The organism is Actinoplanes sp. NPDC024001 (assembly GCF_040638955.1).
In the GTDB taxonomy this organism is placed as follows: domain Bacteria; phylum Actinomycetota; class Actinomycetes; order Mycobacteriales; family Micromonosporaceae; genus Actinoplanes.
On sequence record NZ_JBEZZB010000009.1, the window covers coordinates 28,541 to 52,262 of the forward strand.

Here is a 23,722-nt window from a genome sequence, read left to right on the forward strand (position 1 = left end):
CCGGACCAAGCGGCGATGACCGCGATGGAACCGGACGCCGCGGTCGCGCTCATCGGCGACACCGGCACGGCAGTGGACCTGCGGCTGGCCGCCATCGACGCGGCCCGGTTCGACGCCACGTCCCATCCCGAGGTGATCGCGAGCCTGCTCGCGGTGCTGGGCAACCGTGCCGACGAACCGGCCGTGCGCCGGGCCGCCCTCGGCGCCCTGCGGGAGAACACGTTCCGGGTGGCCGCCTTCCGGCAGTACGCCCCGGACTACCTGAACACCCTGCGCGGCATCCTCGACGACCCGAACCAGCAACTGCGCGAACGCGTCGTCGAAGTCCTGGCCCTGGAGAACGACGAATACACCCAACGCCGGCTCCTCGACGGGCTCGAGAACCCGGAGGTGGCGCTGGTCGCGCCGCAGCGAGCGCTTCAGCTGCTGGGGTACGACCTGCACGCCGAGCACTACGAGTTGCTGCGCGACTTCGCCGGTCAGGACACGGACCCGGCCGCGCGCAACACCGCGCTGCGCCTGCTCGCCGCCGACGGCGCATCGGCGGATCTGTTCGCGCGGATCCTGCAGGACCGGTCGCAGGACCTCGGTGCCCGCGCGCTGAGCGGCGTCGCCCTCAGCTCACTGGCCCCGGCTGAGTTCTCGTCGGTCGCCGAGGAGATCGTGCTCGACGACACCGACGACGACGACCTGCGCGCCACGCTCCTCACGGCGTTGTCGCACGGCACCGCCCGACCGGAACGCGCGGACCTGGCCGAGCGGGTGCTCGCGCACGCGTCGACGCCGGAGCTGACCCGGGCCGCGGAGCAGTACGCGCAGGCCGCACCGGCAGAGGCCGAGGAAACCACCGATGGATAGCGGGGCCGGCGCCCGGACGGCGTCCGAGGACCGGGTCGCCGACGTCGTGCGCGCGGTCCGGGCGGATCCGGAGCAGCGCGAATCTCTCATCGACCTGCTGCGCGAGGACTCGCCGCTCTACGACGGGCGCGGCGCCGGCGCCACCGCCCGGATCCGGGCCTGGGTGATCGCCACATTCGCCGACGTCGGGCTTCCGGACTCGGGACTGCCGTACGTCCTGGAAGAGCTGGAAAGCGGCCGTGAGCCGCTGCTCGTCGCCGCAGCCGCCCGGGCAGTCCGCGGCCGGGCGGAGCCGAGCCCGTCCCTCGCCGGGTTCCTGGTGCGGGCACTGCGCAACGTCGGCGACCGCGACGACACGGTGACCTTCGAGGCGCTGCGGCCGCGGTGGCCGGCACAGCAACCCACGACGGCGGCCCGCGAGATCCTGGCCGGGCTGCGCCACGTCGGTGTCGACGCCGGGACACGGGCCGAGCTGGTGGCGGTCCGTTCGGCGTACGCCGACGCCCTCCCGCCGGACATCCACCAGTCACTGGACGAGCTGATCGGTGCGGCGCCGCCGGGACACTGCTGCGCGCCAGCGGCCGCGGCGCGACCCGAGGCCGGCCACCCGGTCGCCGGGCGGATGAGTTCCCCGGACATCGTCTGGGAGGACCAGGACGGGGCCCGGCTGGGTTTCGACGACTTCTTCCTCGGGATGCCGAGCGTCGTCGCGTTCTTCTACACCCGGTGCGGCAACCCCAACAAATGCTCGCTGACGGTCACCCAGCTGGCCGCGCTCCAGCGGCTGTTCGCCGAACGCGGCCTGACCGGCGCCGCCCGGATCGCCGCGGTCACCTACGACCCGGCCTACGATCTGCCCGGCCGGATGCGCCGCTACGGCCAGAGCCGGGGGCTGGCCTTCGGCCCGCACGTGCGGATGTTGCGCGCGACATCAGGTCACCTCGAGGTACGGCGGCTGTTCGCGTTACGCGTCGGCTACACGGGATCCCTGGTCAACCGCCACGCCATCGAACTGTTCCTGCTCGACGGGAACGGCGGCGTCGCCCACACCTGGTCCCGGCTGCGCTGGGAACCGGCCGAAGTCACGGCCCGCGTCGCCGCCCTCACCGGCACGTGTCGGACGGCGCTGAGTGGGTAGCCGCAGAGCGTGACCTCGGAACGTGTGGTGGTGGCCGGACAGCTGGCCCGGGACCTGGTGCTGCTCGTCGACGACATGCCGGAGGCCGGCACCTCCGCCGACGCCCGGCTGCGCCGCGAGATGCTCGGCGGCAAAGGGGCCAACCAGGCGGTGGCGCTCGCCCAGCTCGGCGCGGCGCCCGCGCTGGTCGCGGTCCGCGGCGACGACCTGATCGGGGACGAACTCGTCGCGCAGGCCCGCCGCGACGGCATCGACGTGTCCGCGGTGGTGTGCCGGGCCGGCACGCTCACCGGACTGATCGTGGAAGCGCTCGACAGCGACGGGAACTGGCGTTACCTGCAGCACCTGCCCGAACCGATGCTGCTCACAGCGGACGACGTCGCCGCGGCGGAGCCGGTGTTCCACGGGGCTCAGGCCGTACTCGTGCAATTGCAGCAACCCGGCGCCGCGGCACTCGCCGCAGCCCGGCTCGGCCGCGCGCAAGGCGCGCTCGTCGTGCTCGACGGCGCGCCCGGCGACGACGCCGACCGCGACGCCCTGCTCGCCGCGGCCGACGTGGTCCGCACCGACGACACCGAGACCGAACTGCTCACCGGCCTGCCGGCCAAAGACCCGGCCGCCCTGCGCGACGCCGTGCGCCGGCTGACCGGGCCCCGGCTGTACGCGCTCGGCCTGCCGGACGCCAACTACTTCGTCTGGCCCGACGGGGAACTGCTCATCCCCCTCGGCGACGCCAGGGTCGTCGACACCACCGGCGGCGGCGACGCCTTCACCGCCGCCCTCACCGTCGCCCTGCTGCGCGGCTGCCCGCCGCAGGCCGCCGCACGGTACGCGGTGGCGGCCTCCGCAGCCACGGTCGGTCACCCCGGCGGCCGCCCCGACCTCACCGACCTGGGGCCGGTTCCAGCGGATTGCTGACCGCCCAGTGCTCGACGATCAGGAAATTCTCGAACCGCCAGATGTCCACCACCGCCTCGCTGAGCCCACCCTCGGGCGGGGTCACGTGATAGTGCGCGACGACGAACTCCGGATCGGCGACCACATGGATCAACTCCAGCGTGGCGGACGCAATCGGCGAGTTCTTGATGAACTCGATCCAGGCGTCCCGCCCGGCCGGCGCACCCGGAACATGAGAGACGAAATCCTCTCGGATGATCTGCCGGAGCACCTCGGTGTCACCCTCCGCGAACCGGGTGAACGCCTCCAGGAAAAGCCTCTTGTTCTCTGCCGCGACATCGATGTCAGTCATGACCCCACCGTGGCACCGACCGCACCGGCCTGTCGACCGTCCAGACAGGCATAGCATCGACTGCCGCGTTTGTCCGGCGTTTCCGCAATGTCTGCCCGGACGTCCGGGCGCGGTGCGCCCGGACGGTCAATAAATCAGCCCGGCAGCACACCGGGAGGCGTTTCACTCGCGCTATTCCCTGCGCCGCCCAACAGCCCTTACGTACGTTTCTTCAGCGGCGCTCTGCCCATTCTCACTTTCTGGAGGACATTCATGCTGACCGCGATCACCGCCGGAGCCATGCTCGCCTCGACGCTGGGCGCGCCGGCCACGACATGGCCGATCGCCCCGCCACCACCCGACGAGATGGTCATCGACGTGGTCGCGGCCAACGGATCCGGCTGCCCGAAGAACACCGCGGTGGTGTCGGTCTCCCCCGACAACAAGGCGTTCACCGTCGCCTACAGCGAGTTCGTCGCCCAGGTCGGACCGGACGCGAAACCCACCGACTTCCGCAAGAACTGTCAACTCGCGCTGGACGTGCACGTTCCGGAGGGCTACACGTACGCGGTGGCCGGCGCGGACTACCGCGGATACGCCAGCCTGGAAGAAGGCGCCACCGGATCGGAAACCGCCTACTACTACTTCCAGGGGGAACCGCACACCACCCGCATCCGGCACGAGTTCAAGGGATTCATGGCGGAGAACTGGCAGCGCACCGACAAGGTGGAGATCAGTTCGATGTCGTTCCTGCCGTGCGGTGAGAAGCGATACCTCAACGTGAACACCGAACTGCGGGTCAATGCCGGCACGGCGAAGAAATCGAGCACGAACTTTTTGACGATGGACTCCTCCGACGGCAACCTGGAGACGATCTATCACATCTCCTGGATGAAGTGCTGAAACCGGCCGGCGCCGACGTGCCGCGGTCGCGCGGCACGTCGACCGCGCTGCTCAGCGGGGATGTACCAGGCCGGCGGTGACCCGCTGGGGCGCGGTGGCGCGGCACGTCGGCCGCAGCGCTCAGCGGAGGTCTACCAAGGCCGGCGGTGACCCGGCTGCGCGGCACGACTGCCGCAATTGCTCACCTCGGGCCCCTTGAAGGCAGCGAAGCCCCTTGGTCGCGGTCACGCGGCACTGGTCAGCGGGGGCGCACCAAGCCCGCGTTGAAGGCAGCGAAGCTCCTTGGTCGCGGTCACGCGGCACTGCTCAGCGGGGGCGCACCAAGCCCGCGTTGAAGGCGGCGATGACCAGCTGGGCGCGGTCGCGGGCGGCCAGCTTGGCCAGCAGGTGGGTGATGTGCGTTTTCACCGTCTTGATCGAGATGACCAGAGCGTCGGCGATCTCGTCGTTCGACAGCCCGTTGCCGATCAGCGCCAGCACCTCGACCTCGCGCGGGGTGAGGCCGCGCAGCTCCGCAGCCGGACGCTCCGGGCGGGGCGCCGCCACGTAGTGGGCGACGAGCCGGGTGAGAATCGACGGCGCGAACAGCGACTCACCCCGGTGGGTCCGCCGAACAGCGTCCAGCAGTTCCTCGGGGCGGGCGTCCTTCAGCAGGAAGCCGGACGCGCCCGCGTGCAGGGCCTCGTACACATACTCGTCCAGCTCGAACATGCTCAGCACGAGCACTCGGCAGGATGTCAGCGCCGGGTCGGCGCAGATCCGGCGGGTGGCCTCCAGGCCGTCCAGGCCCGGCATGCGCACGTCCATCAGCACGACATCGGGCCTGGTGGCGTGCGCGCACCGCACCGCTTCGGCGCCGTCCCCGGCCTGACCCGCCACGATCAGGTCCGGCTCGTTGTCGATGATCATGGCAAGGCTGCGCCGCAGCAGCGGCTGGTCGTCCACCAGCAGCACCCGGATCTTGGTCACGGCCGCTCATGCCCAGGACTGCGCCCGTCCGGGCTGTGCTCCAGCGGCTGCGCCCCAACAGCGCGGCCCAGCCGCGGTCCGGCAATGCGGTCCGGCCGCGGGCCGGCAGCGCGGTCCAGTTGCGGGCCGGCAGCTTGGTCTGCGAGCTGCGGGCTGGCAGCGAGGCCCGGCGGCTGCGGGCTGGCAGCGAGGCCCGGCGGCTGCCGGCCGGCAGCCTGGCCCGGCAGCTGCGGGCTGACAGCGAGGCCCGGCGGCTGCGGGCTGGCAGCCTGGCCCGGTGGCTGCGGGCTGGCTGCGGGGCCCGATGGTCGAGAACCGGGGGCGTGGTCGGGCGGCCGCGGGTCGGCGGTGTGCTCCGATGGGTGCGGGTCGGGGATTCGGGCGGTCAGCCGGAAACCGCCGTCGACCGGCTCAGCGGTCAGCGTGCCGCCCAGGCTGGTGACTCTCTCCCGCAAGCCGGCCAGGCCGTGGCCGGCGCCGGGCACGGCGTGCCAGCCCGGTGTCGCGGGGCCTCGATCGGCCACGCTGACCACCACGAACCCGCCGTCACGGTGCAGCCGCACCAGCACGTCGCACGGACCGGCGTGGCGGGCGGCGTTGTTCAACCCTTCCCGTACCGTCCGGCAGACCGCGACCTGCACGCCCTGAGTGACCTCGCCCAGCGGCTCGGCCGCGAGCCGTGGCCGCAAGCCGGCCGCCTCGGCGGCCCGGACGATCTCCGGCAAGGCCTCCAGGCTCTCCAGCGGAGCCCGCGGACCGGCCGCCCCGGGCTCGCGCAGCACCGTGAGCATCCGGCGCAGCTCAGCCGTCGCATGCCGGCCGGCCTCCTCGATGTCGGTGAGCGCCTCCCCCACCTCAGCCGATTTCGGCAGGTGCCGGGTGCTCGCCGCCCGCACCGTGATCAACCCCAGCCCGTGCGACACCAGATCATGCAGATCCCGCGCGATCCGCAGCCGCTCCTCGAGCACCGCCTCGGCCGCCGCCCACTCGGTGAGCCGCCGCTCGTAGTCGGCCCGGTCGGCACGCCACCGCCGCACCGCCCAGACCGCCGCGGCCACCGCGCCGCCGCCGATCAGCACCGGCACCACCCGCGCCGCCGGCCCGGACGCGCCGACCGTGCACATCGCCAGCACCAGCACGGTCGCGACCACGGCGACGACCGGGACGGCACGGCTGCGCCAGGCCGGACGGGGATGGATGAACACCCGCCCGACTGTAATCTCCGAACCGCGCCCCGGCCTCGGACCACGGTCCGAGACGGCCGCCGACAATCGGAGCACGGTCCGATGTGCACGCGGCGCGGCACCGGTTGACTGGCCCCATGCTCACGATCGATCAGGTCTGCCGGACCCGCGGCCGCACCCGGATTCTGCACGAGGTCAGCTTCGACGCCCGGCCCGGCCGGGTCACCGGCTTCCTCGGGCCCAACGGCGCCGGCAAGACGTCCACCCTGCGCATCCTGCTCGGCCTGGACCGCCCGCAGAGCGGCACCGCACTGGTCGACGGCCGGCCATACGCCGCCTGGGACCGTCCGCTCGCCGTCGTCGGCGCGCTGCTCGACGGCAGCGGCGCCCACCGCGCCCGCACCGCGCGCGCCCACCTGCGCTGGGTGGCCGCCAGCAACGGCCTGCCCCGCTCCCGCATCGACGAGGTCCTCGACCTGGTCGGCCTCACCGCCGACGCCCGCAAGCGAGCCGGCAGGTTCTCCCTCGGCATGAGCCGCCGGCTCGGGCTGGCCGCCGCGCTGCTCGGCGACCCACCCATCCTCGTCCTCGACGAGCCCGTCAACGGCCTCGACCCGGCCGGCATCCGGTGGATGCGCACGTTCCTGCGCGACAGCGCCGACCAGGGCCGCACCGTGCTGCTCTCCAGTCACCTGATGGGCGAGCTCGCCGAGATCGCCGACGACGTGGTGATCATCGACCACGGCCGGGTGGTGGCCCGGGGCACCCTCGCCGAGGTCACCGGCGGCCACCCCACGCTGGAAGACGCCTTCCTCTCCCTCACCGCGGCCGGCCAACCGTGGTGAGCCTCGTCCACGCCGAGCTGCGCAAACTGCTCGGCCTGCCGACCGCCTGGGTCGGCCTCGTGCTGGGCCTGCTCGCCGCCCCCGCGCTGGTCGTGCTCAACGCGCCGGCCACCCGCCGAGCGCTCGCCGACGGCATCGTCAGCGACGCCTCCGACGTCGGCTTCCAAAACCTCGGCATCGGCGTGCTCGGCGCCATGATCCTCGGCGTGGTCACCGTGAGCAGCGAATACACCGCCACCGGCGACGACACCCCAGGGGCACGCCAGCTCACCGCCACCCTCACCGCGGCACCACGCCGCACGCGGCTGCTGGCCGCCAAGGCGGCCGCGCTCGCCCTCATCGTCGCGGTCCAAGGCACGCTCACCGCGATCGCGACCCTCGCGCTGACCACACACCTGCACGGTACGGCGGTGCCAGCCCCCCATCCGGTACGAATCGGGGCCGCCGTCCTCTACTGGACCCTGATCGCCCTGCTCGCCTACGCCATCACCCTGATCGCCCGCAACGGCATCATCACGCTGACCGTGCTGATCGTGAACTCCGCCGTGGTCTCCTTCTCCTACCTGCTGACCAAGGTGACCCCGATCGCCGCCTACCTGCCGGACATCGTCGGCGCCCACATGTTCCTGCGCAGCATCGACGTCCCCGTGCACATCTCCCCGCTGACCGCCGGCATGGTCATGACCGCCTGGGTCGCCGCCCTGCTGGCGCTCGCCGGCTACCTCTTCCACCGGCGCGACGCGTGAACGCACTCCGCGCCGAGATCGGCAAACTCCTCACGCTGCCCTCACTGTGGATCACCGCCCTGCTCACTCTCGCGGTGACGCTGCTGCTGCGCGCCCTGGACCTGCCCGGCTCGGTGCTCGTCCACACCCAGGCCGGCCTGCTGGTCTTCGGCGTCCTCGCGGCCACCCACGAATACCAGGGCGGCGGCCAGATCCGGACCACCCTGCTGGCCCTCCCCCGCCGGCTGCCCCTGGCCATGAACAAAGCGCTCGCCCTGACCATCGTGGCCGCACCGCTCGCAGCGACCACGGCCCTGCTAGGCGGTGACACCTCCGCCGCCCTGCCGCTGACCGCCTCAATGCTGCTGGCGGCCGGCATCGGCGGGTTACTCCGGCAGGCAGTCGCCGGTGTCGGTGTGGTACTGACGGCCTATCTCATCGCCTGCCCATTGCTGCGGGCTCGCTGGCCCGCAAGCGATCCCTGGCTGCCGGACACCGCCCTGCTCGACCAAGCCCAAGGCCTGCCAGGCGCACTCGTCTGGACCGCCGCCACTCTCGGCGCTGCCGCCTTCGCCCTCCATTCCCGCGACGCCTGACCACCCACCGCCTCGGCCGAACCAACGCTGTCAGCTCCGCCTCAGCCGTCGCCCGCCTCAGCCGTCGCCCACGCAGGTGTCGCGAAGCTGGTTGGGTGCCTGGCGCGGCGGCTGGCACCGCGCGGCCGTCGCCAATGCTTGCGCCGCAAGGCAGGTTGGTTGCATGAGCGACGGCTCGCGCTGCTCGGCCGCCTCTCATGGAAGGCAGGCTCGCTGACCGTCGCTGGGCGTGCAGGCGTCCGGACCGCGGTAGGTCTCCGGAGGGGCTAGGCACATCGCGTAAAGCATCCTAGGAACCCATCCCAATAGGCTATGCAGCCGTGGGATGCGCACGGGAGACGACGGCGGGGCGACTTCGGATCAATGAATGCTGCGGACAGGGAGTGACCGCAATCGGTCCTAGCGTGCGGGCATGACGACTTCCGAACCTCGCACCGTCCTCGTCACCGGCGCCACCGGCAACGTGGGCCGCCCGCTTGTCGACAGCCTGCTCGCCGCCGGCCACCGGGTGCGTGCCCTGACCCGTGATCCGTCCCGGGCCGCCCTCCCCGAAGGGGTCGAGGTGCTGGCCGGCAACCTGTCCGACACCGCCGCCCTGGCCCCGGCGTTCGAGGGCGCGGACGCCGCCCATCTGATCACGTTCGGCGATGACTATGCCCCGCTGACCAACGGCGAGCAGATCACCGAGCTGGCCGCCAAGTCCGGTGTCTCGGCTGTGTCGGTTCTCAAGGGCGACGTCACCAAGAGCCCACTCGAGGAGGCCATCGAGGCCAGCAGCCTGCGCTGGACCTTCCTCGGCCCGGTCGAGTTCATGTCCAACACCCTGGAGTGGGCCGACTCAGTTCGCACCGAGTCGGTGATCCGGGCCGGCTTCCCCGGCGCCCGCAGCGCGATGATCCACGACGGGGACATCGCCGAGACCGCGGCCGCCGTGCTGACCGGCGACGGGCACCACGGCCGGGAGTACTGGCTGACCGGCCCGGAAGTGCTGACCCCGCCCGACCAGGCGAGGATCATCGGTGAGGTGCTCGGGCGGGAGATCCGCTTCGTCGAGCTGTCCCGCGACGAGGTCGTCGCGCAGTGGCGGTCGCAGGGCTTCGGCGACGAGGACATCGAGTTCTTCCTGACCATGCGCACCGACCCGCCGGAGGCCGGCTATACCGTGCTGCCGACGGTCGAGGAGGTGACCGGCCGACCGGCCCGCACCTACCGGACCTGGGTCACCGAGAACCTGGAGGCCTTCCAATAGGTACGAACCAAAAGGTACGAAGGCGCGGCGGGGATGACGGCAGCTGGCAGCGCTGGGCGATGAGAACTGCCGGCCCGACGCCCGCACCCCGGCACCTGGCGGCCTTTCCTCAGGACGGCGAGGATAGGGCTGTGCTGGAGGCACGCCTGTTCGGCGCATTCGCCCTGTCCGCACCGGACACGCCCGTCACGCCGGCCTCGGCCCGGGCGCGGTCCCTGCTGGCCTATCTGGCTCTGCGCCCGGACATCCCGCACCCCCGCGACCGGGTCGCCTTCCTGTTGTGGCCGGACTCCACCGCGTCGCAGGCCCGCACCAACCTGCGCCACCTCCTGCACACCCTGCGCCGGTCCGTCCCGGCCCTGGACGCCCACCTGGTGACCGGAGCCGGGACGCTGACGCTGCACCACGTCCGCTCCGATGTGGCCGATTTCGACGCCGCCCTCGCCAAGGCGGACAGCGCCGAGGACCCCACCCCCTGGCTGCGGGCCGCCGCCGACCTCTACACCGGTGACCTGCTGGACAGCTGCTACGACGACTGGCCGGCCGGCGCCCGGGACGACTACCGCCGTCGGGCCGGTGCGGCGCTCGACCGGCTCGTCCCACTGCTCGAGTCCTCCGGCGACCCGCACGCCGCGGTGCGCTACGCCGAGCAGGCCCGGCGGCTGGACCCGCTGGCCGAGGCGCCCTACCGCAACCTCATGCGCCTGCACGACGCGCTCGGCGATCGGGCCCGGGCGATCCGGGTCTACCACGAGTACACATCGGTGCTCGCGGACGAGCTCGGCGTGGACCCGTCGCCGCGGGTGCGGGAACAGTACGAGGCCCTGCTCCCCCGCCACGACCCCACTCCCCGCAGGGGCGGCGGCACCCCGTACGTCGGCCGCCGTACGGAGCGGCAGCGCCTGACCGGCCTGTGGCGCGACGCCGCCGCCGGCGCCTCGCACCTGGTGGTGGTGACCGGCGAGCCGGGCATCGGCAAGACCCGCCTGGTCGAGGAGTTCCGCCACTGGGTGGCGCACCAGGGCGCCGCGCACGCGTTCGCCCGTTCCTATCCCGCGGAGGGCACCCTGGCGTACGCGCCGCTGGCCGCCTGGCTGCGTGATCTCGGCCCGGCCCGGTGGCGGGCCCGGCTCACCGCCGCCCAGCTGGCCACGCTCGCTGTGCTCCTGCCCGAACTTCCCGTCGATCCGGCGCCGCCGGAGCCGGGCGCCCGCCTGCGGCTGTTCGACGCGGTGGCCGCCGCCCTGCGCGACGGCGACCGCCCGGTCCTGCTGGTCGCCGACGACCTGCACGCCGCCGACCCGGCCACCTGCCAGTTCGTGCACTACCTGCTGCGCACCGGCTCCCGGTCTCCGCTGCTGCTGGCCGCGACGGCCCGGCCCGCCGAGACGGATCCCGGGCACCCGGCGCACATCCTGCTCGCCGAGTTGCGAGCCCGCGGACACTGCACCGAGTTGCCGCTGGAGCGGCTGGACCGCGCGCAGACCGGAGCGCTCGCCGCCCGGCACGGGCACTCGTTCAGCGAGCGCGACCTGACCCGGCTGCACACCGAGACGGAGGGCAATCCGCTCTTCATCGTGGAGGCTCTGCGGGCCGGCTGGCACGGCGGCGGCACGCCACCGGTGCTCACCCCGCGGGTGCAGGCGGTCCTGGAGAGCCGGCTGCTCCAGCTGAGCGACGGCGCCCGCGAGCTGCTCGGGGTGGCCGCCACGGCCGGGTCGTCGGTGTCGGTGGACGTGCTGGCCCGCGCGCATCCCGGCGGCGCGGACCGGGTGGCGCCCGACCTGGACGAGCTGTGGCGGCGGGAGCTGTTGCTCACCGGCGGCGGGGACACCTACGACTTCAGCCACGACAAGTTGCGGGAGGTGGCGTACCGGAGGCTGTCGCCGGCCGGGCGCCGCCGCAACCACGAGCTGCTCGCCCGCGCTCTGCCGGAGGTGCACGCCGGCCGGCTGGATCTGGTCGCCGGCCAGGTGGCCGCGCATCTGCGCGCGGCCGGGAAGGCCGACGAGGCGGTCGGCTGGTATGTGCGCGCGGCGACCGCCGCGAGCCACCGCTACGCCGACGCGAACGCCGCCGACCTGCTGCATCAGGCGTGGGAGTCGGTACGCTCCGATCCCGGCACCGACCGCGAGCTGGAGCTGCTGTCCCGGCTTCCCGGCCCGCTCGTCGCCGCCGAGGGGTACGCGTCGCGGCGGCTGCGCACCGTGCTGGACCGGGCGTTCACCATCGCCGCCCGGCTCGGCACCGAACCGGGCGCCCCGCTGCTGCGGGCCCGGGCGATGGCCGAGCTGTCCCGCGGCGAGTTCGAGGCGGCCCGCGAGTCCGGCGCCCGGCTCTGCGCGCTCGGCGCCGACGACAACGTGCTCGCCGTGGAGGGCCATTTCGTCCAGGGCGTGGCCGCGGCCTGGCGCAACGAGACGGCGCTGGCCCGGATGCACCTGCGCGCCGCCGTCGACCGCTACCGGCCGGAGAACCGGTCGGCGCACCTGCTCGCGTACAGCCAGGATCCGCAGGTGCTGTGCCTGGCCCGGCTCGCGCACGTGCACTTCTGCTCGGGCGAGCCGGCGCGGGCCCGTACCCTGCAGGGCCGTGCGGTGGAGCTGGGCCGCGCCGTCGGTCATCCGTTCACCCTGGCCGCCGCGCTGCTCTTCGCCGCGCTGCTCGACCTCGACCTGGCCGACCTGGGGTCGCTGCGCGGCCGGGCCGGCGAGCTGGCCGCGCTCTGCGACCGGGTCGAGGCCCCACCGATCCGGCTGTGCGCGCAGGCCATGACGGGCTATCTCGCGGTGCTCGACGGGTCGGCCGGCCCCGGCCTGGACCGCATCGACGCCGCGCTGGCCGATCCGGGCCGCGACTCCGCGCCGGGCGTGCCGGCGATCCTGCTGCGGATCCGGCTGGCCGCGGCCCAGGCGGCCGGGCTGACCGGCGAGGCGACGGCCACCGCCCGGCGGCTGCTCGCCGGCAACGTGCGGGTCTGGGACGCGACGGCCCGGGAGGCGCTGAGCGGTTAGCCGCGTGACCGCGGGCCCGGCCTGTCCGTGGAACGCCGGTGGAACGCCTCCCGGCGCATCCTGCCCGCATGACCACAACAGTGCATCGCGATCTCGCGAACCGGCTGCGTGCCCGCTTCCGCGGCACGCTGCTGCGGCCCGGCGAGGAGGGTTACGCCGAGGCCCGCCGGGTCTGGAACGGCGCGATCGACCGGCATCCGGCTCTGATCGCCCGCTGCGCGGGCGCCGACGACGTCCAGGAGGCGATTCGCTTCGCCCGCGAGCACGACCTTCCGGTCGCGGTCCGCGGCGGCGGTCACTCGGTCCTGGGGTACGGGGTACGCGACGGCGGCCTGGTCATCGACCTCTCGGGGCTGAAGTCCGTCACGATCGACCCGGTCCGCCGCACCGCCCGCGCCGCAGCCGGCCTGACCTGGGCCGAGTTCGACCTGGCCGCCCAGCGGCACGGGCTGGCCACCACCGGCGGGACGATCAGCTCCACCGGGATCGCCGGGGTGACGCTCGGCGGCGGCTTCGGGCATCTGCTGCGCCGCCACGGCCTGACCGTCGACAACCTGCGCGGCGCCGACGTCGTGACGGCCGACGGCGAGCGGGTCCGGGCCGACGCCGACCTGCTCTGGGGCCTGCGCGGCGGCGGCGGCAACTTCGGCGTAGTCACCGCGTTCGAGTACGACCTGCACCCGGTCGGGCCGCTGGTGCTGGGCGGGCCGATCTTCTGGCCGCTCGACCAGGCCGCCCGGGTGCTGCGGTTCCTGAACGACTTCGCGCCCACCGCCCCGGACGAGCTGAGCGTCGTCCTCCTCGCCGCGCCGGCGCCGCCGATGCCGTTCCTGCCGGCCGACCGGTACGGCACCCCGGTTCTCGGCCTGCTGCCGGTCTGGTGCGGCGACCTCGCCGAGGGCGCCCGGGTGCTGGCCCCGCTGCGCGGCACCGGCACGCCGATCGGTGACCTGGTCCGCCCGGTCCCGTACCGCTCGATCCAGTCGATGCTCGACCTGAGCGCCCCGGCCGGTACCGCCTCCTACTGGCGCTCGCGCCGGCTGCCCGCCCTCACCGGCGCGGTGGCCGACCTGATCACCGCGTTCGTCACCTCGATGACCTCGCCGTTCTCGCTGGTCAACGGCTGGGTGATCGGCGGGGCGGCGAGCCGGGTGGCGCCGGAGGCCACCGCGGTCGGCGCCCGGGCACCCGGCTTCGAGCTGCGGCTGATCGCGAACTGGCGCCCCGGCGACCCGGACCCCGGCCGCCACCGCGCCTGGGTGCGCGACGGCTGGGACCGGCTCGGCCCGCACAGCGACGGCCAGTACGCCACCTTCCTCTCCGACGAGGGCCCGGACGGCGTCCGGGCGGCGTACGGCGACCGGCTCGCCCGGCTCACCGCCCTCAAGCAGCGTTTCGACCCGGAGAACGTCTTCCACCTCAACCCGAACATCCGACCCGGCAAGGGAGAAATCCGATGACCATCCTGGTGACCGGCGCCACCGGCAATGTGGGCGGGCACCTCGTCCGCGTTCTCACCGCCCGTGGCGTGCCGGTACGCGCCCTCGTCCGCCGTCCCGCCCGCTCCGGCGAGATCACCGGCGACTTCGCCGACCGTGCCTCGCTGGACCGCGCCCTGGCCGGCGCCGACCAGCTCTTCCTGGCCTGCGGCAACGTTCCCGGCCAGGTGGAGTACGAGTGCGCGGCGATCGACGCGGCCGTCGCCGCGGGTGTCCGCCGGATCGTCAAACTCTCCGGCCCGGACGCCTCCCCCGGCTCGCCGCTGCTCTTCGAGCGCTGGCACGGCGCCATCGAGCAGCACCTGGCCACGAAGAACATGGCCACGGCCGTGCTGCGCCCCAGCACCTACCTCACGAACCTGCTGGCCTACGCCGGGTCGATCGCGCGGACCGGCATGCTGTTCGCCCCGGCCGGCACCGCGGCGATCTCGTTCGTGGATCCCCGCGACGTCGCGGAGGCCGCCGCCGAACTGCTGACCGGCGACCTGACCGGGATCTACACCCTGACCGGCCCGGAGGCGGTCACCTATGAACGGATCGCCGCCGAACTGTCCGCGGCCACCGGCCGCACCGTCTCCTACGTGCCGGTCAGCGACGACGACGCCCGCCGGGCGATGACCGCCGAGGGGATGCCACCGGAGACCGCCGACGCCATCGTCGCGATCTTCGCCGCCCAGCGGTCCGGCCGGATGGCCGGCGTCACCGACACGATCCCGCGGCTCACCGGGCGGCCGGCCCGGACGCTGGCCGGCTTCGCCCGGGACTACGCCGCGGCGTTCCGCCCGATCGCGGATCAGCCGGCCACCACCGCCGCCGGCTGATCATCGCCGGGTTCTCTCAGGACAGCCGGACGGGGATGACATCCGGGGCGCCCAGCCGGGCGGCGTCGGCGGTCTCGTCGTCCTGCTGTTCCTGGGAGGCGCGTTCGGCCTCCACCCGCAGCCGGTAGTTCTCCACCTCACGGTCGCACTGCTCGGGTGTCCACCCCAGCACCCGGCCCATCAGCTCGGCCGCCTCCGGCGCGGCCACGATGCCGCGGTCGAAGGTCTCGATGGAGATCCGGGTACGCCGGGCCAGCACGTCCACCAGGTGCCGGGCCCCTTCGGCCGCGGCCGCGTAGATGAACTCGGCCCGCAGGTAGTCGTCGGCCCCGTCGATCGGCCGGCCCAGACCGGGCTCCTCGCGGATCAGGTCGAGCAGTTCGCTGGTGAGCGTCCCGTACCGGCGCAGCAGGTGCTCGACCCGGGCCACGTGCAGCCCGGACTCGGCGGCCAGCAGCCCGCGCCGGTTCCACAGCGCCGGATAACCCTCCGCGCCGAGCAGCGGCACCTCGTCGGTGACGCAGCGCGGCACCGTGCGGGCCAGCCCGTGCACGCACGCGTCGATCGCGTCGCGGGCCATCACCCGGTACGTCGTGTACTTACCCCCGGCGACCACCACCAGTCCGGGGACCGGGCTGCCCACCGAGTGCTCGCGGGACAGCTTCGACGTCGAGTCGGACTCACCGGTGAGCAGCGGCCGCAACCCGGCGTAGACGCCTTCCACGTCAGCGCGTTCCAGCGGCCGCGACAGCACCTTGTTGACCTCGGCGAGCAGGTAGTCGATGTCCTTGCTGGAGGCGGCCGGGTGCGCCTTGTCCAGCGACCAGTCGGTGTCGGTGGTGCCGACGATCCAGTGCCGGCCCCACGGGATGACGAAGAGCACGCTGGTCGTGGTACGCAGGATCAGCCCGGTCGACGACTGGATCCGGTCCCGCGGCACGACCAGATGGATGCCCTTGGAGGCGCGGACGTGGATCTGCCCGCGTTCGCCGACCAGTGACTGGGTGTCGTCGGTCCACACCCCGGTCGCGTTGACCACCTGCTGGGCGCGGATCTCGAAGGTCCGGTCGTGTTCCAGGTCGTGGACCCGCACCCCGGTGACCCGTTCCCCCTCGCGCAGGAAGCCGACCACCTCGGTCCGGGAGGCGACGTGTGCCCCGTACGCGGCGGCGGTACGGGCCAGGAACATCGTGTGCCGGGCGTCGTCCACCTGCGCGTCGTAGTACTGCAGCGCGCCGACCAGGGAGTCCGCCCGCAGTGCCGGGCAGGCGCGCAGCGCGCCGCGCCGGGTCAGGTGCCGGTGCCGGGGCAGCGAGTGCGACCAGGCCATCGTGTCGTAGAGGGTGACGCCCAATCCGGCGTACAGGCGCTCCCATCCGTGGTGCTTGAGCGGGTAGAGGAACCGGACCGGCCGGGCCAGGTGCGGCGCGAGGCGCTGCAGGATCAGACCACGCTCCCGCAGCGCCTCACGGACCAGCCCGAAGTCCAGCATCTCCAGATAGCGCAGCCCGCCGTGGATCAGTTTGCTGGACCGGCTGGACGTGCCGGAGGCGAAGTCGCGCGCCTCGACGAGGCCCACGGTCAGTCCCCGTGTGACCGCGTCGAGCGCGCAACCCGCCCCCACCACTCCCCCACCGATCACCAGCACGTCGACCTCGGCCGCGGCGAGCGCGGTCAGGGCGGCGTCCCGGTAGGAAGGTGACAGAGCTGTCATGATCAGTCCACATCCACCCAGTCGAGGGTTCGCTGCACCGCCTTCTTCCACTTGCCGAAGCCCTGCTCGCGCTGTTCCTGCGACCAGTTCGGCTGCCAGCGCTGCGACTCGTTCCAGTTCTCGCGCAGCTCGTCGGTGTTCTTCCAGAAGCCGACCGCGAGCCCGGCCGCGTACGCGGCGCCGAGCGCGGTGGTCTCGGCCACCACCGGGCGGCTGACCGGCACGCCGAGCACGTCCGCCTGGATCTGCATGCAGAGGTTGTTGACGGTGATGCCGCCGTCCACCTTGAGCACGTCCAGCGTCACCCCGGAGTCCTGCGCCATCGCGTCGACCACGTCGCGGGTCTGATAGCAGATCGATTCCAGGGTGGCGCGGGCGATGTGCGCGCTGGTGTTGAAGCGGGACAGCCCGACGATGGCGCCCCGGGCGTCGGAGCGCCAGTACGGCGCGAACAGCCCGGAGAACGCCGGCACGAAGTAGACGCCGCCGTTGTCCGGCACCTGCGCCGCCAGTGTCTCGCTCTCCGGCGCCGAGTTGATGATGTGCAACTGGTCGCGCAGCCACTGCACGGCGGAGCCGGTCACCGCGATCGAGCCCTCCAGGGCGTAGACCGGTGCGGCGTCGCCGAGTTTGTAGCACACCGTGGTGAGCAGCCCGTTCTCCGAGCGGACCAGGTTGTTGCCGGTGTTGAGCAGCATGAAGTTGCCCGTACCGTAGGTGTTCTTGGCCTCGCCGGGCGCGAAGCAGACCTGGCCGACCGTGGCGGCCTGCTGGTCGCCGAGATCGCCGGTGATGGGCACGTCGCCGCCGAGGGGTCCCGGCGAATGGGCCACGCCGTAGGTGTTCGGGTCGGACGACGGCCGGATCTCCGGCAGCATCTGCCGGGGGATGGTGAAGAAGGACAGCAGTTCGTCGTCCCAGTCCAGCGTCTCCAGGTTCATCAGCATGGTGCGGCTGGCGTTGGTGACGTCGGTGAGGTGGTTGCCGCCCTCGACGCCGCCGGTCATGTTCCAGATCAGCCAGCTGTCGGTGTTGCCGAAGATCGCGTCGCCGCGTTCGGCCGCCTCGCGGACCCCGTCGACGTTCTCCAGGATCCATTGGATCTTGCCGCCGGAGAAGTAGGTGGCCGGCGGCAGGCCGGCCTTGCGGCGGATGACGTCGCCACGCCCGTCGCGGTCCAGCGCGGAGGCGATCCGATCGGTACGGGTGTCCTGCCACACGATCGCGTTGTAGTAGGGCCGCCCGGTGCGCCGGTCCCACACCACCGCGGTCTCGCGCTGGTTGGTGATGCCGACCGCGGCCAGGTCGCTGGCCGCCAGGTTGGCCTTCTGCATGGCCGTGCGCACGACGGCGACCGTCCGCTCCCAGATCTCGATCGGGTTGTGCTCCACCCATCCGGCCTGCGGCAGGATCTGCTCGTGCTCCAGCTGGTGACGGCCCACCTCGTTGCCGCCGTGGTCGAAGATCATGAAGCGGGTGCTGGTCGTGCCCTGGTCCACGGCACCGACGAAATCAGCCACGGCGTGCCTCCACGTTGTCGTCGTCTCCTCGGGGTGTCGGCACCCGGCCCGGTTCCGGCGGCCCCTCGGCGGGCAGGAAGCGCCCGACCAGAACTTTGTACAGGCCCGCGCCGAGAATCCCACCGAGGATGGGCGCGACTATCGGCACCCAGAAGTAGAGATACCCCGTCTGATCTCGGAAAGCGTCCTCATAGCCGGTGAGGAAGCTGGCGAGGCGCGGCCCGAAGTCACGGGCCGGGTTGATCGCGTAGCCGGCGGCGGTCCCCCACGCCATGCCGATGCCGACGACGATCAGGCCGATGATGAACGGGGCCAGGTTGGCCTGCGGCGGCGTGCTGAGCACGTCGGTGACCGCGAGGATGAGGAACAGCAGGATCGCGGTGCCGATGATCTGGTCGCGGAACGCGCCCCACTCGCTGATCGGCAGCGTGCCGTTGCCCGGCAGGGTGGAGAAGACACCCTGCGTCTTGATGGTCAGTCCGGGGTCCGCCGCGTTCAGGACCTCGGTGTAGTTCCAGCGCACCAGCAGGGCGGCGACGAAAGCGCCGAGGAACTGGGCGACGATGTAGGGTGCCACCTTGCGCCACTCGAAGCCCTTGAAGACCGCGAGCGCGATGGTGACCGCCGGGTTGAGGTGCGCGCCGCTGATCCGCGCCGCGACGTAGACGCCGAACACCACGCCCAGGCCCCAGGCCCAGGCGATGCTGTCGTGGTCTCCGATGCCCGCGCCGGCGACCTGCGCCACCACGCCGACACCGAACAGGATGAGAATCATCGTGCCGGCGAACTCGGCCGCACACTCGCCGAGCAAGCCTGGAATCCTGGGTCGTTTAGCCATGCTCCCTCCCCTAATCCGTTGCCTGGGACGCTAGGAACGACATCGGTATGGGGCAATGAACAGCGGTCGACAATGTCGAACGCCGAACACAGCGGGTCGTCACACGGTGGCATAGGGTCCGGAACATGCCCGGTACGGTGCAGTCGATCGAGCGAGCCGCCGCGATCCTGCGGATACTCGCGACTGGGCCGGGCAAGCTGGGCCTCAGCGAGATCGCCCGGGCGCTCGACCTGGCCAAGGGCACCACCCACGGCATCCTGCGCACCCTGCAGGTGGTCGGCTTCGTCGAGCAGGACCGGGTCTCCGGGCAGTACCAGCTCGGCGGCGCCCTGCTGCACCTGGGCACCAGCTATCTGGACATCAACGAGCTGCGGTCCCGGTCGATCAACTGGGCCGATCCGCTGGCCGCACGCAGCGGGGAGGCGGTCCGGATCGGGACCGTCCTGGAGGGACGGGTGCTGGTCGTGCACCACGTCTTCCGGCCCGACGACACCTTCCAGACGCTCGACGTCGGGGCTCTGCTGCCGTTGCACGCCACCGCTCTCGGCAAGGTGCTCCTGGCGTACCGGGCCGGCGCTTTTGATTTCAACGACCTGGAGGCCTTCACCCGCCGCACCCTGGTCGAGCCGCGCGCGCTCGGCGCCGCCCTGGACGGCGTGCGGGAGTCGGGCTGGGCCGCCGAGGTCGAGGAGTTCCTGCTCGGCCAGGCCGCGGTGGCCGCGCCGATCCGCGGCTACGGCGGTCTGGTGGTCGGCGCGATCGGCGTCTCCGGGCCGGTCGAGCGCATCTGCGACAGCCACTACCGGCCGCATTCCCGCCTCGTCACCTACGTCCGGGACGCCGCCCGCGCGGTCTCCCGGGACCTGGGAGCCACCCGATGACCGAGCGTTTCGTGGTCGCGATCGATCAGGGCACCACCTCCACCCGCTGCATCGTGTTCGACCGGCGCGGCCAGCTGGTCTCGCTGGCCCAGCAGGAGCACAAGCAGCACTTCCCGAGGCCCGGCTGGGTCGAGCACGACGCGGCCGAGATCTGGCGCAACGTGGAGCGGCTGGCGCCGCGGGCGCTGCGCCGGGCCGGGATCGGCCTGGACCAGGTGGCCGCGCTGGGCATCGCCAACCAGCGGGAGACCACCGTGCTGTGGGACCGGCAGACCGGCACCCCGATCGGCCGGGCGATCATCTGGCAGGACACCCGGACCGACGCACTGGTGCACGAGCTGGCCGCCCGGCCGGAGGCGAAATCCGTCGAGGAGCGGTGCGGGCTGCCGCTGGCCACGTACTTCTCCGGGCCGCGCCTGCAGTGGGCGCTGGACCACACGCCCGGCCTGCGCGAGCGCGCGGAGCGCGGCGACGTGCTCTGCGGAACCATGGAGACCTGGCTGATCTGGAACCTCACCGGCGGCCTGCACGTCACCGACGTCACCAACGCGAGCCGCACCATGCTGCTCGACGTGCGCACCCTGGACTGGTCGCCCGAGTCGCTGGCCTTCTTCGGCATCCCCCGGGCCATGCTGCCGGAGGTCCGCCCGTCCATCGGCGTGTTCGGTACGGCGACCGCGGCCTTCCCCGGGGTGCGGATCGGGGCGGCGCTCGGCGACCAGCAGGCGGCGCTGTTCGGGCAGACCTGTTTCACGCCGGGCGAGGCGAAATGCACCTACGGCACCGGCAGTTTCCTGCTGCTCAACACCGGCACCGAGCTGATCCGCTCGGACCACGGGCTGCTCAGCACGGTGGCGTACCGGATCGCCGGCGAACCGGCGGCGTACGCCCTGGAGGGCTCGATCGCGATCACCGGATCGCTCGTGCAGTGGTTCCGCGACCAGCTGGAACTGATCTCCAGCGCGCCGGAGATCGAGACCCTGGCCCGGACCGTCGCCGACAACGGCGGCTGCTACATCGTGCCCGCCTTCTCCGGCCTGTACGCCCCCTACTGGCGCAGCGAGGCCCGGGGCGTGATCGTGGGCCTGACCTCGTACATCACCAAGGGGCACCTGGCCCGTGCGGTGCTGGAGGCGACCGCCTGGCAGACCCGCGAGGTGGTCGACGCGATGAACGCGAACTCCGGGCTCACCCTCACCACGCTGAAGGTCGACGGCGGGATGACCGCGGACAACCTGCTGATGCAGATGATCGCGGACGTGCTGGACGTGCCGCTGGTCCGGCCGCTCGCGGTGGAGACGGTGTCGCTGGGCGCGGCGTACGCCGCCGGGCTCGCCGTCGGTTACTGGCCGGACCTGGACGGGCTGCGCCGCAACTGGCACATCGCCGGGCAGTGGATGCCGGCCATGGACCCGGCGGTGCGCTCCACCGAGTACGCCAACTGGCGCCGCGCGGTGGAACGCACCTTCGACTGGATCCAGCCGGCCTGAGTCACTTCGTGGCGCGGCCGGTCAGCTTGTCGCGGAGCCGGTCGACCAGGCCGACGCCGGGGCCGACCAGCTTGTGGAACAGCTCGGCGTTGGGGGCGCCGGGGTGCGGCCGGGTGGGCGCCAGCTTCTTGGCGGTCTCCACCTTGCCGGCGAGCTCGGTCAGCTCCTCCGCCGGGACCCGGCGGCGCAGCTCGGGGAACTGCTCGTTCTCCTCGTCCTGCACGTGGTCGGCGAGCAGCTCCTCCAGCTTGTTCAGCGCCTGGGAGAACTCGGACGTCTCGACGTCCAGGCCCTCGAGGCGCTTCATCGTCGTCTCGAGCTCCTTGTGCTCCTCGATGTCGTGCTGGACGGCCTTCTCGCCGTCGGGCAGGTACTTCTTCATGACCGGGTAGACGTACATCTCCTCGGCCACGGCGTGCCGTACCAGCTCGCTGATCGCGGTGTCGGTGAGGTCGCGCCGGATCATCGGGTCGGCCACCGACCGGATGTTGCCGATCAGTGCGGTCACGTCGCGGTGGTCGGCGACGAGGACGTCGATCACGTCCCCGCCGCTCTGCGGGTTCGCCACGGTCTCCTCCAGGGGGCAGTCGGTTGGAACGACTGCCGCCTACCCCGGATAGGCCAGATCATGCGAGCGGCCCGCCTCGCGGAATCCGCGGCAGTGGCCGCACACCAGGTATTCCCGGCTGGGCTTGACCGGGAACAGCGGGATGAAGAACAGGGTGAACTTCGTGCTGCGCCGCAGCACCGACTGCGGCGCCTCCCACCCGCAGATCTCGCAGGTCATCATGCGGGTGCCGACCATGTGGTCCTTGGTCCGCAGACCGAACAGCAGAAACACGGGATCTCCTCGACGTGCGGGCGTGACTGGATCCCATGGTCTTACCCACAGGCAAACCCTTCAGTACGCCCGCCGGCCTGCCGACTGAGAAGTCCGAGAGTTGACGACGCAACGAGCAAAGGACGGCTTGGCTTGCAGACTTCCGCGGTTTACGACGAGATCCCGGTCATCAAGGTCATCGGGCGGGGCTCCACCACGCTGTCGGCGTTCCACGACGCGCTGGTGCAGGCCGACATCGCCGTTTACAACCTGGTCCGGCTGTCGAGCGTGATCCCGCCCGGCACCCAGGTCGACGCGACCGGCAAGACGCCCGCGCCGCAGGGCGCCTGGGGCGACAAGCTGTACTGCGTCTACGCCGAGCAGTACGCGACCGAGCCGGGCGAGCAGGCCTGGGCCGGCATCGGCTGGGTGCAGCGCCTCGACGGGCAGGGCGGCCTGTTCGTGGAGCACGAGGGCACCAGCGAGGGCTACGTCACCCAGGCCATCAAGAACAGCCTGCGTGACCTGGTCCGCGGCCACGAGGAAGGGTTCACGGACCCCGACTTCGTGGTGCACGGCGCGGTCTGCGAGGGCGAGCCGGTCTGCGCGATGGTGATCGCGCCGTACGAGACCGCGACCTGGGCGGGCGCCGCGCGCAACTGATCCACCGCATCGCCGATCCGGCCGGTGTGCCACCCGTCACGGTGTGCCGCCGGCCGGAATCGGTCGGGCCCGCCGGAGGTTCGCGCTGACATGACGACGATCGGACTCATCGGCAGCGGAAACATCGGCAGCACCGTGGCCCGCCTCGCGGTGGCCGCCGGCCACGACGTGGTGCTCAGCAACTCGCGTGGCCCCGAGACTCTTCAAGATCTGGTCGGTGAGCTGGGCCCGAAGGCCCGCGCCGCGACCCCGGCCGAGGCCGCTGCCGCAGCCGACATCGTGGTGGTCACCGTGCCGCTGCGCGCCTACCGGGACGTCCCGGTGGAGCCGCTGGCCGGCAAGGTGGTCATCGACACCAACAACTACTACCCCGAGCGCGACGGCAAGTTCCCCGAGCTGGAGGACGGCTCCAGCACCACCGGTGAGCTGCTGCAACGACACCTCGCCGAGGCGTCCGTGGTGAAGGGCTTCAACAACATCTGGTTCGAGCACCTGCGCACGCTGGGCCGCCCGGCGGGCAGCCCGGACCGCTCCGCGCTGCCGATCGCCGGTGACGACGCGGCCGCCAAGCAGGCGGTGACCGCCTTCTTCGACAGCATCGGCTACGACACCGTGGACGTCGGCCCGCTCGCCGAGAACCGGCGCACGCAGCGGGACACGCCGGTCTACGTGACTCCTTACGGCCCCCACGGGGTACTTCCCGGTACGCCGGCGAGCGCGCAGGCCGTCCGCGACCTGGTCGCCGCGGCCTGACAGGTCTTTCCCCG

General features: G+C 72.4%; 23 protein-coding genes. 15 read left to right on the plus strand and 8 right to left on the minus strand.

The features are described from left to right. The first annotated feature begins 15 nt into the window (after window positions 1-15). The 3 genes from AB0F81_RS05690 to AB0F81_RS05700 are packed head-to-tail and all read left to right on the plus strand — an operon-like array spanning window position 16 to window position 2,914. Window positions 16-858 (plus strand): hypothetical protein, encoded by an 843-nt coding sequence (locus AB0F81_RS05690; RefSeq protein ID WP_360191479.1) that lies wholly within the window; start codon window positions 16-18, stop codon window positions 856-858. Continuing rightward, a complete protein-coding gene (locus AB0F81_RS05695; protein ID WP_360191482.1) occupies window positions 851-1,996 on the plus strand; it encodes an SCO family protein in 1,146 nt (381 codons plus the stop codon). Before AB0F81_RS05690 ends, AB0F81_RS05695 begins: the two co-directional genes overlap by 8 nt. A 9-nt stretch (window positions 1,997-2,005) precedes the next feature. Next, window positions 2,006-2,914: a PfkB family carbohydrate kinase gene (locus AB0F81_RS05700; protein WP_360191485.1), complete on the plus strand. Its 909-nt coding sequence runs from the start codon at window positions 2,006-2,008 to the stop codon at window positions 2,912-2,914. On the opposite strand, the gene AB0F81_RS05705 is transcribed toward AB0F81_RS05700, so the two are convergent. Next, window positions 2,880-3,245 (minus strand): nuclear transport factor 2 family protein, encoded by a 366-nt coding sequence (locus AB0F81_RS05705; protein WP_360191488.1) that lies wholly within the window; start codon window positions 3,243-3,245, stop codon window positions 2,880-2,882. The genes AB0F81_RS05700 and AB0F81_RS05705 overlap by 35 nt on opposite strands. A gap of 252 nt (window positions 3,246-3,497) precedes the next feature. On the opposite strand from AB0F81_RS05705, the gene AB0F81_RS05710 reads away from it, so the two are divergent. Then, the gene (locus tag AB0F81_RS05710; RefSeq protein WP_360191491.1) at window positions 3,498-4,127 is read left to right on the plus strand and encodes a DUF4360 domain-containing protein; all 630 of its coding nucleotides are present in this window, start codon (window positions 3,498-3,500) and stop codon (window positions 4,125-4,127) included. A 306-nt stretch (window positions 4,128-4,433) separates the two neighbouring features. Here AB0F81_RS05710 and AB0F81_RS05715 read toward each other — a convergent pair whose 3' ends face one another. Together AB0F81_RS05715 and AB0F81_RS05720 are read right to left on the minus strand one after the other, a co-directional pair. Further along, window positions 4,434-5,096: a response regulator transcription factor gene (locus AB0F81_RS05715; protein ID WP_360191494.1), complete on the minus strand. Its 663-nt coding sequence runs from the start codon at window positions 5,094-5,096 to the stop codon at window positions 4,434-4,436. Further along, window positions 5,093-6,301, minus strand: a complete 1,209-nt coding sequence (locus tag AB0F81_RS05720) for a histidine kinase (RefSeq protein WP_360191497.1) — start codon at window positions 6,299-6,301, stop codon at window positions 5,093-5,095. The genes AB0F81_RS05715 and AB0F81_RS05720 overlap by 4 nt, the downstream gene beginning before the upstream one ends. Window positions 6,302-6,417: 116 nt before the next feature. On the opposite strand from AB0F81_RS05720, the gene AB0F81_RS05725 reads away from it, so the two are divergent. The 7 genes from AB0F81_RS05725 to AB0F81_RS05755 all read left to right on the plus strand — a co-directional run bounded on the left by AB0F81_RS05725 (window position 6,418) and on the right by AB0F81_RS05755 (window position 15,029). Further along, window positions 6,418-7,125, plus strand: a complete 708-nt coding sequence (locus AB0F81_RS05725) for an ATP-binding cassette domain-containing protein (protein ID WP_360191500.1) — start codon at window positions 6,418-6,420, stop codon at window positions 7,123-7,125. Next, window positions 7,122-7,871, plus strand: a complete 750-nt coding sequence (locus AB0F81_RS05730) for a hypothetical protein (protein WP_360191503.1) — start codon at window positions 7,122-7,124, stop codon at window positions 7,869-7,871. The genes AB0F81_RS05725 and AB0F81_RS05730 overlap by 4 nt, the downstream gene beginning before the upstream one ends. Next, a complete protein-coding gene (locus tag AB0F81_RS05735; protein WP_360191506.1) occupies window positions 7,868-8,446 on the plus strand; it encodes a hypothetical protein in 579 nt (192 codons plus the stop codon). The genes AB0F81_RS05730 and AB0F81_RS05735 overlap by 4 nt, the downstream gene beginning before the upstream one ends. 412 nt (window positions 8,447-8,858) lie before the next feature. Further along, entirely contained in the window at window positions 8,859-9,695 is an 837-nt protein-coding gene (locus AB0F81_RS05740; protein ID WP_360191509.1) for an NAD(P)H-binding protein, read from the plus strand. Between the two features lie 131 nt (window positions 9,696-9,826). Continuing rightward, window positions 9,827-12,709, plus strand: a complete 2,883-nt coding sequence (locus AB0F81_RS05745; RefSeq protein ID WP_360191512.1) for an AAA family ATPase — start codon at window positions 9,827-9,829, stop codon at window positions 12,707-12,709. A 68-nt stretch (window positions 12,710-12,777) separates the two neighbouring features. After that, on the plus strand, window positions 12,778-14,169 hold the full coding sequence (locus tag AB0F81_RS05750) for an FAD-binding oxidoreductase (RefSeq protein WP_360191514.1): 1,392 nt from the start codon (window positions 12,778-12,780) through the stop codon (window positions 14,167-14,169). Beyond that, the gene (locus tag AB0F81_RS05755; protein ID WP_360191517.1) at window positions 14,166-15,029 is read left to right on the plus strand and encodes an SDR family oxidoreductase; all 864 of its coding nucleotides are present in this window, start codon (window positions 14,166-14,168) and stop codon (window positions 15,027-15,029) included. The genes AB0F81_RS05750 and AB0F81_RS05755 overlap by 4 nt, the downstream gene beginning before the upstream one ends. Before the next feature lie 16 nt (window positions 15,030-15,045). Here the strand turns inward: AB0F81_RS05755 and AB0F81_RS05760 are convergent, their stop codons facing one another. Genes AB0F81_RS05760 through AB0F81_RS05770 form a run of 3 tightly spaced genes read right to left on the minus strand, consistent with a single transcriptional unit; the run spans window position 15,046 to window position 19,101 of the window. After that, on the minus strand, window positions 15,046-16,743 hold the full coding sequence (locus tag AB0F81_RS05760; RefSeq protein WP_360191519.1) for a glycerol-3-phosphate dehydrogenase/oxidase: 1,698 nt from the start codon (window positions 16,741-16,743) through the stop codon (window positions 15,046-15,048). Window positions 16,744-16,745: 2 nt separating this feature from the next. Next, window positions 16,746-18,263, minus strand: a complete 1,518-nt coding sequence (gene glpK / locus AB0F81_RS05765; protein ID WP_360191522.1) for a glycerol kinase GlpK — start codon at window positions 18,261-18,263, stop codon at window positions 16,746-16,748. Next, a complete protein-coding gene (locus AB0F81_RS05770; RefSeq protein ID WP_360191525.1) occupies window positions 18,256-19,101 on the minus strand; it encodes an MIP/aquaporin family protein in 846 nt (281 codons plus the stop codon). The genes glpK (AB0F81_RS05765) and AB0F81_RS05770 overlap by 8 nt, the downstream gene beginning before the upstream one ends. Window positions 19,102-19,226: 125 nt before the next feature. Here AB0F81_RS05770 and AB0F81_RS05775 point away from each other — a divergent pair, with 125 nt between their 5' ends. Together AB0F81_RS05775 and glpK (AB0F81_RS05780) are read left to right on the plus strand one after the other, a co-directional pair. Continuing rightward, window positions 19,227-19,982, plus strand: coding sequence for an IclR family transcriptional regulator (locus tag AB0F81_RS05775; RefSeq protein WP_360191528.1), 756 nt, complete (start codon window positions 19,227-19,229; stop codon window positions 19,980-19,982). Next, on the plus strand, window positions 19,979-21,472 hold the full coding sequence (gene glpK, locus AB0F81_RS05780) for a glycerol kinase GlpK (protein ID WP_360191531.1): 1,494 nt from the start codon (window positions 19,979-19,981) through the stop codon (window positions 21,470-21,472). Before AB0F81_RS05775 ends, glpK (AB0F81_RS05780) begins: the two co-directional genes overlap by 4 nt. Window position 21,473: 1 nt before the next feature. Here glpK (AB0F81_RS05780) and AB0F81_RS05785 read toward each other — a convergent pair whose 3' ends face one another. Then, the gene (locus tag AB0F81_RS05785; RefSeq protein ID WP_360191534.1) at window positions 21,474-22,040 is read right to left on the minus strand and encodes a hemerythrin domain-containing protein; all 567 of its coding nucleotides are present in this window, start codon (window positions 22,038-22,040) and stop codon (window positions 21,474-21,476) included. 39 nt (window positions 22,041-22,079) lie between these two features. Beyond that, window positions 22,080-22,313, minus strand: coding sequence for a zinc-ribbon domain-containing protein (locus AB0F81_RS05790; protein ID WP_360191537.1), 234 nt, complete (start codon window positions 22,311-22,313; stop codon window positions 22,080-22,082). A 132-nt stretch (window positions 22,314-22,445) separates the two neighbouring features. Here AB0F81_RS05790 and AB0F81_RS05795 point away from each other — a divergent pair, with 132 nt between their 5' ends. Together AB0F81_RS05795 and AB0F81_RS05800 are read left to right on the plus strand one after the other, a co-directional pair. Next, a complete protein-coding gene (locus AB0F81_RS05795; RefSeq protein WP_360191540.1) occupies window positions 22,446-22,955 on the plus strand; it encodes a pyruvoyl-dependent arginine decarboxylase in 510 nt (169 codons plus the stop codon). Between the two features lie 24 nt (window positions 22,956-22,979). After that, complete coding sequence (locus AB0F81_RS05800) at window positions 22,980-23,708, plus strand: NAD(P)-binding domain-containing protein (protein WP_360191543.1); 729 nt, start codon at window positions 22,980-22,982, stop codon at window positions 23,706-23,708. Window positions 23,709-23,722: the final 14 nt, after the last annotated feature.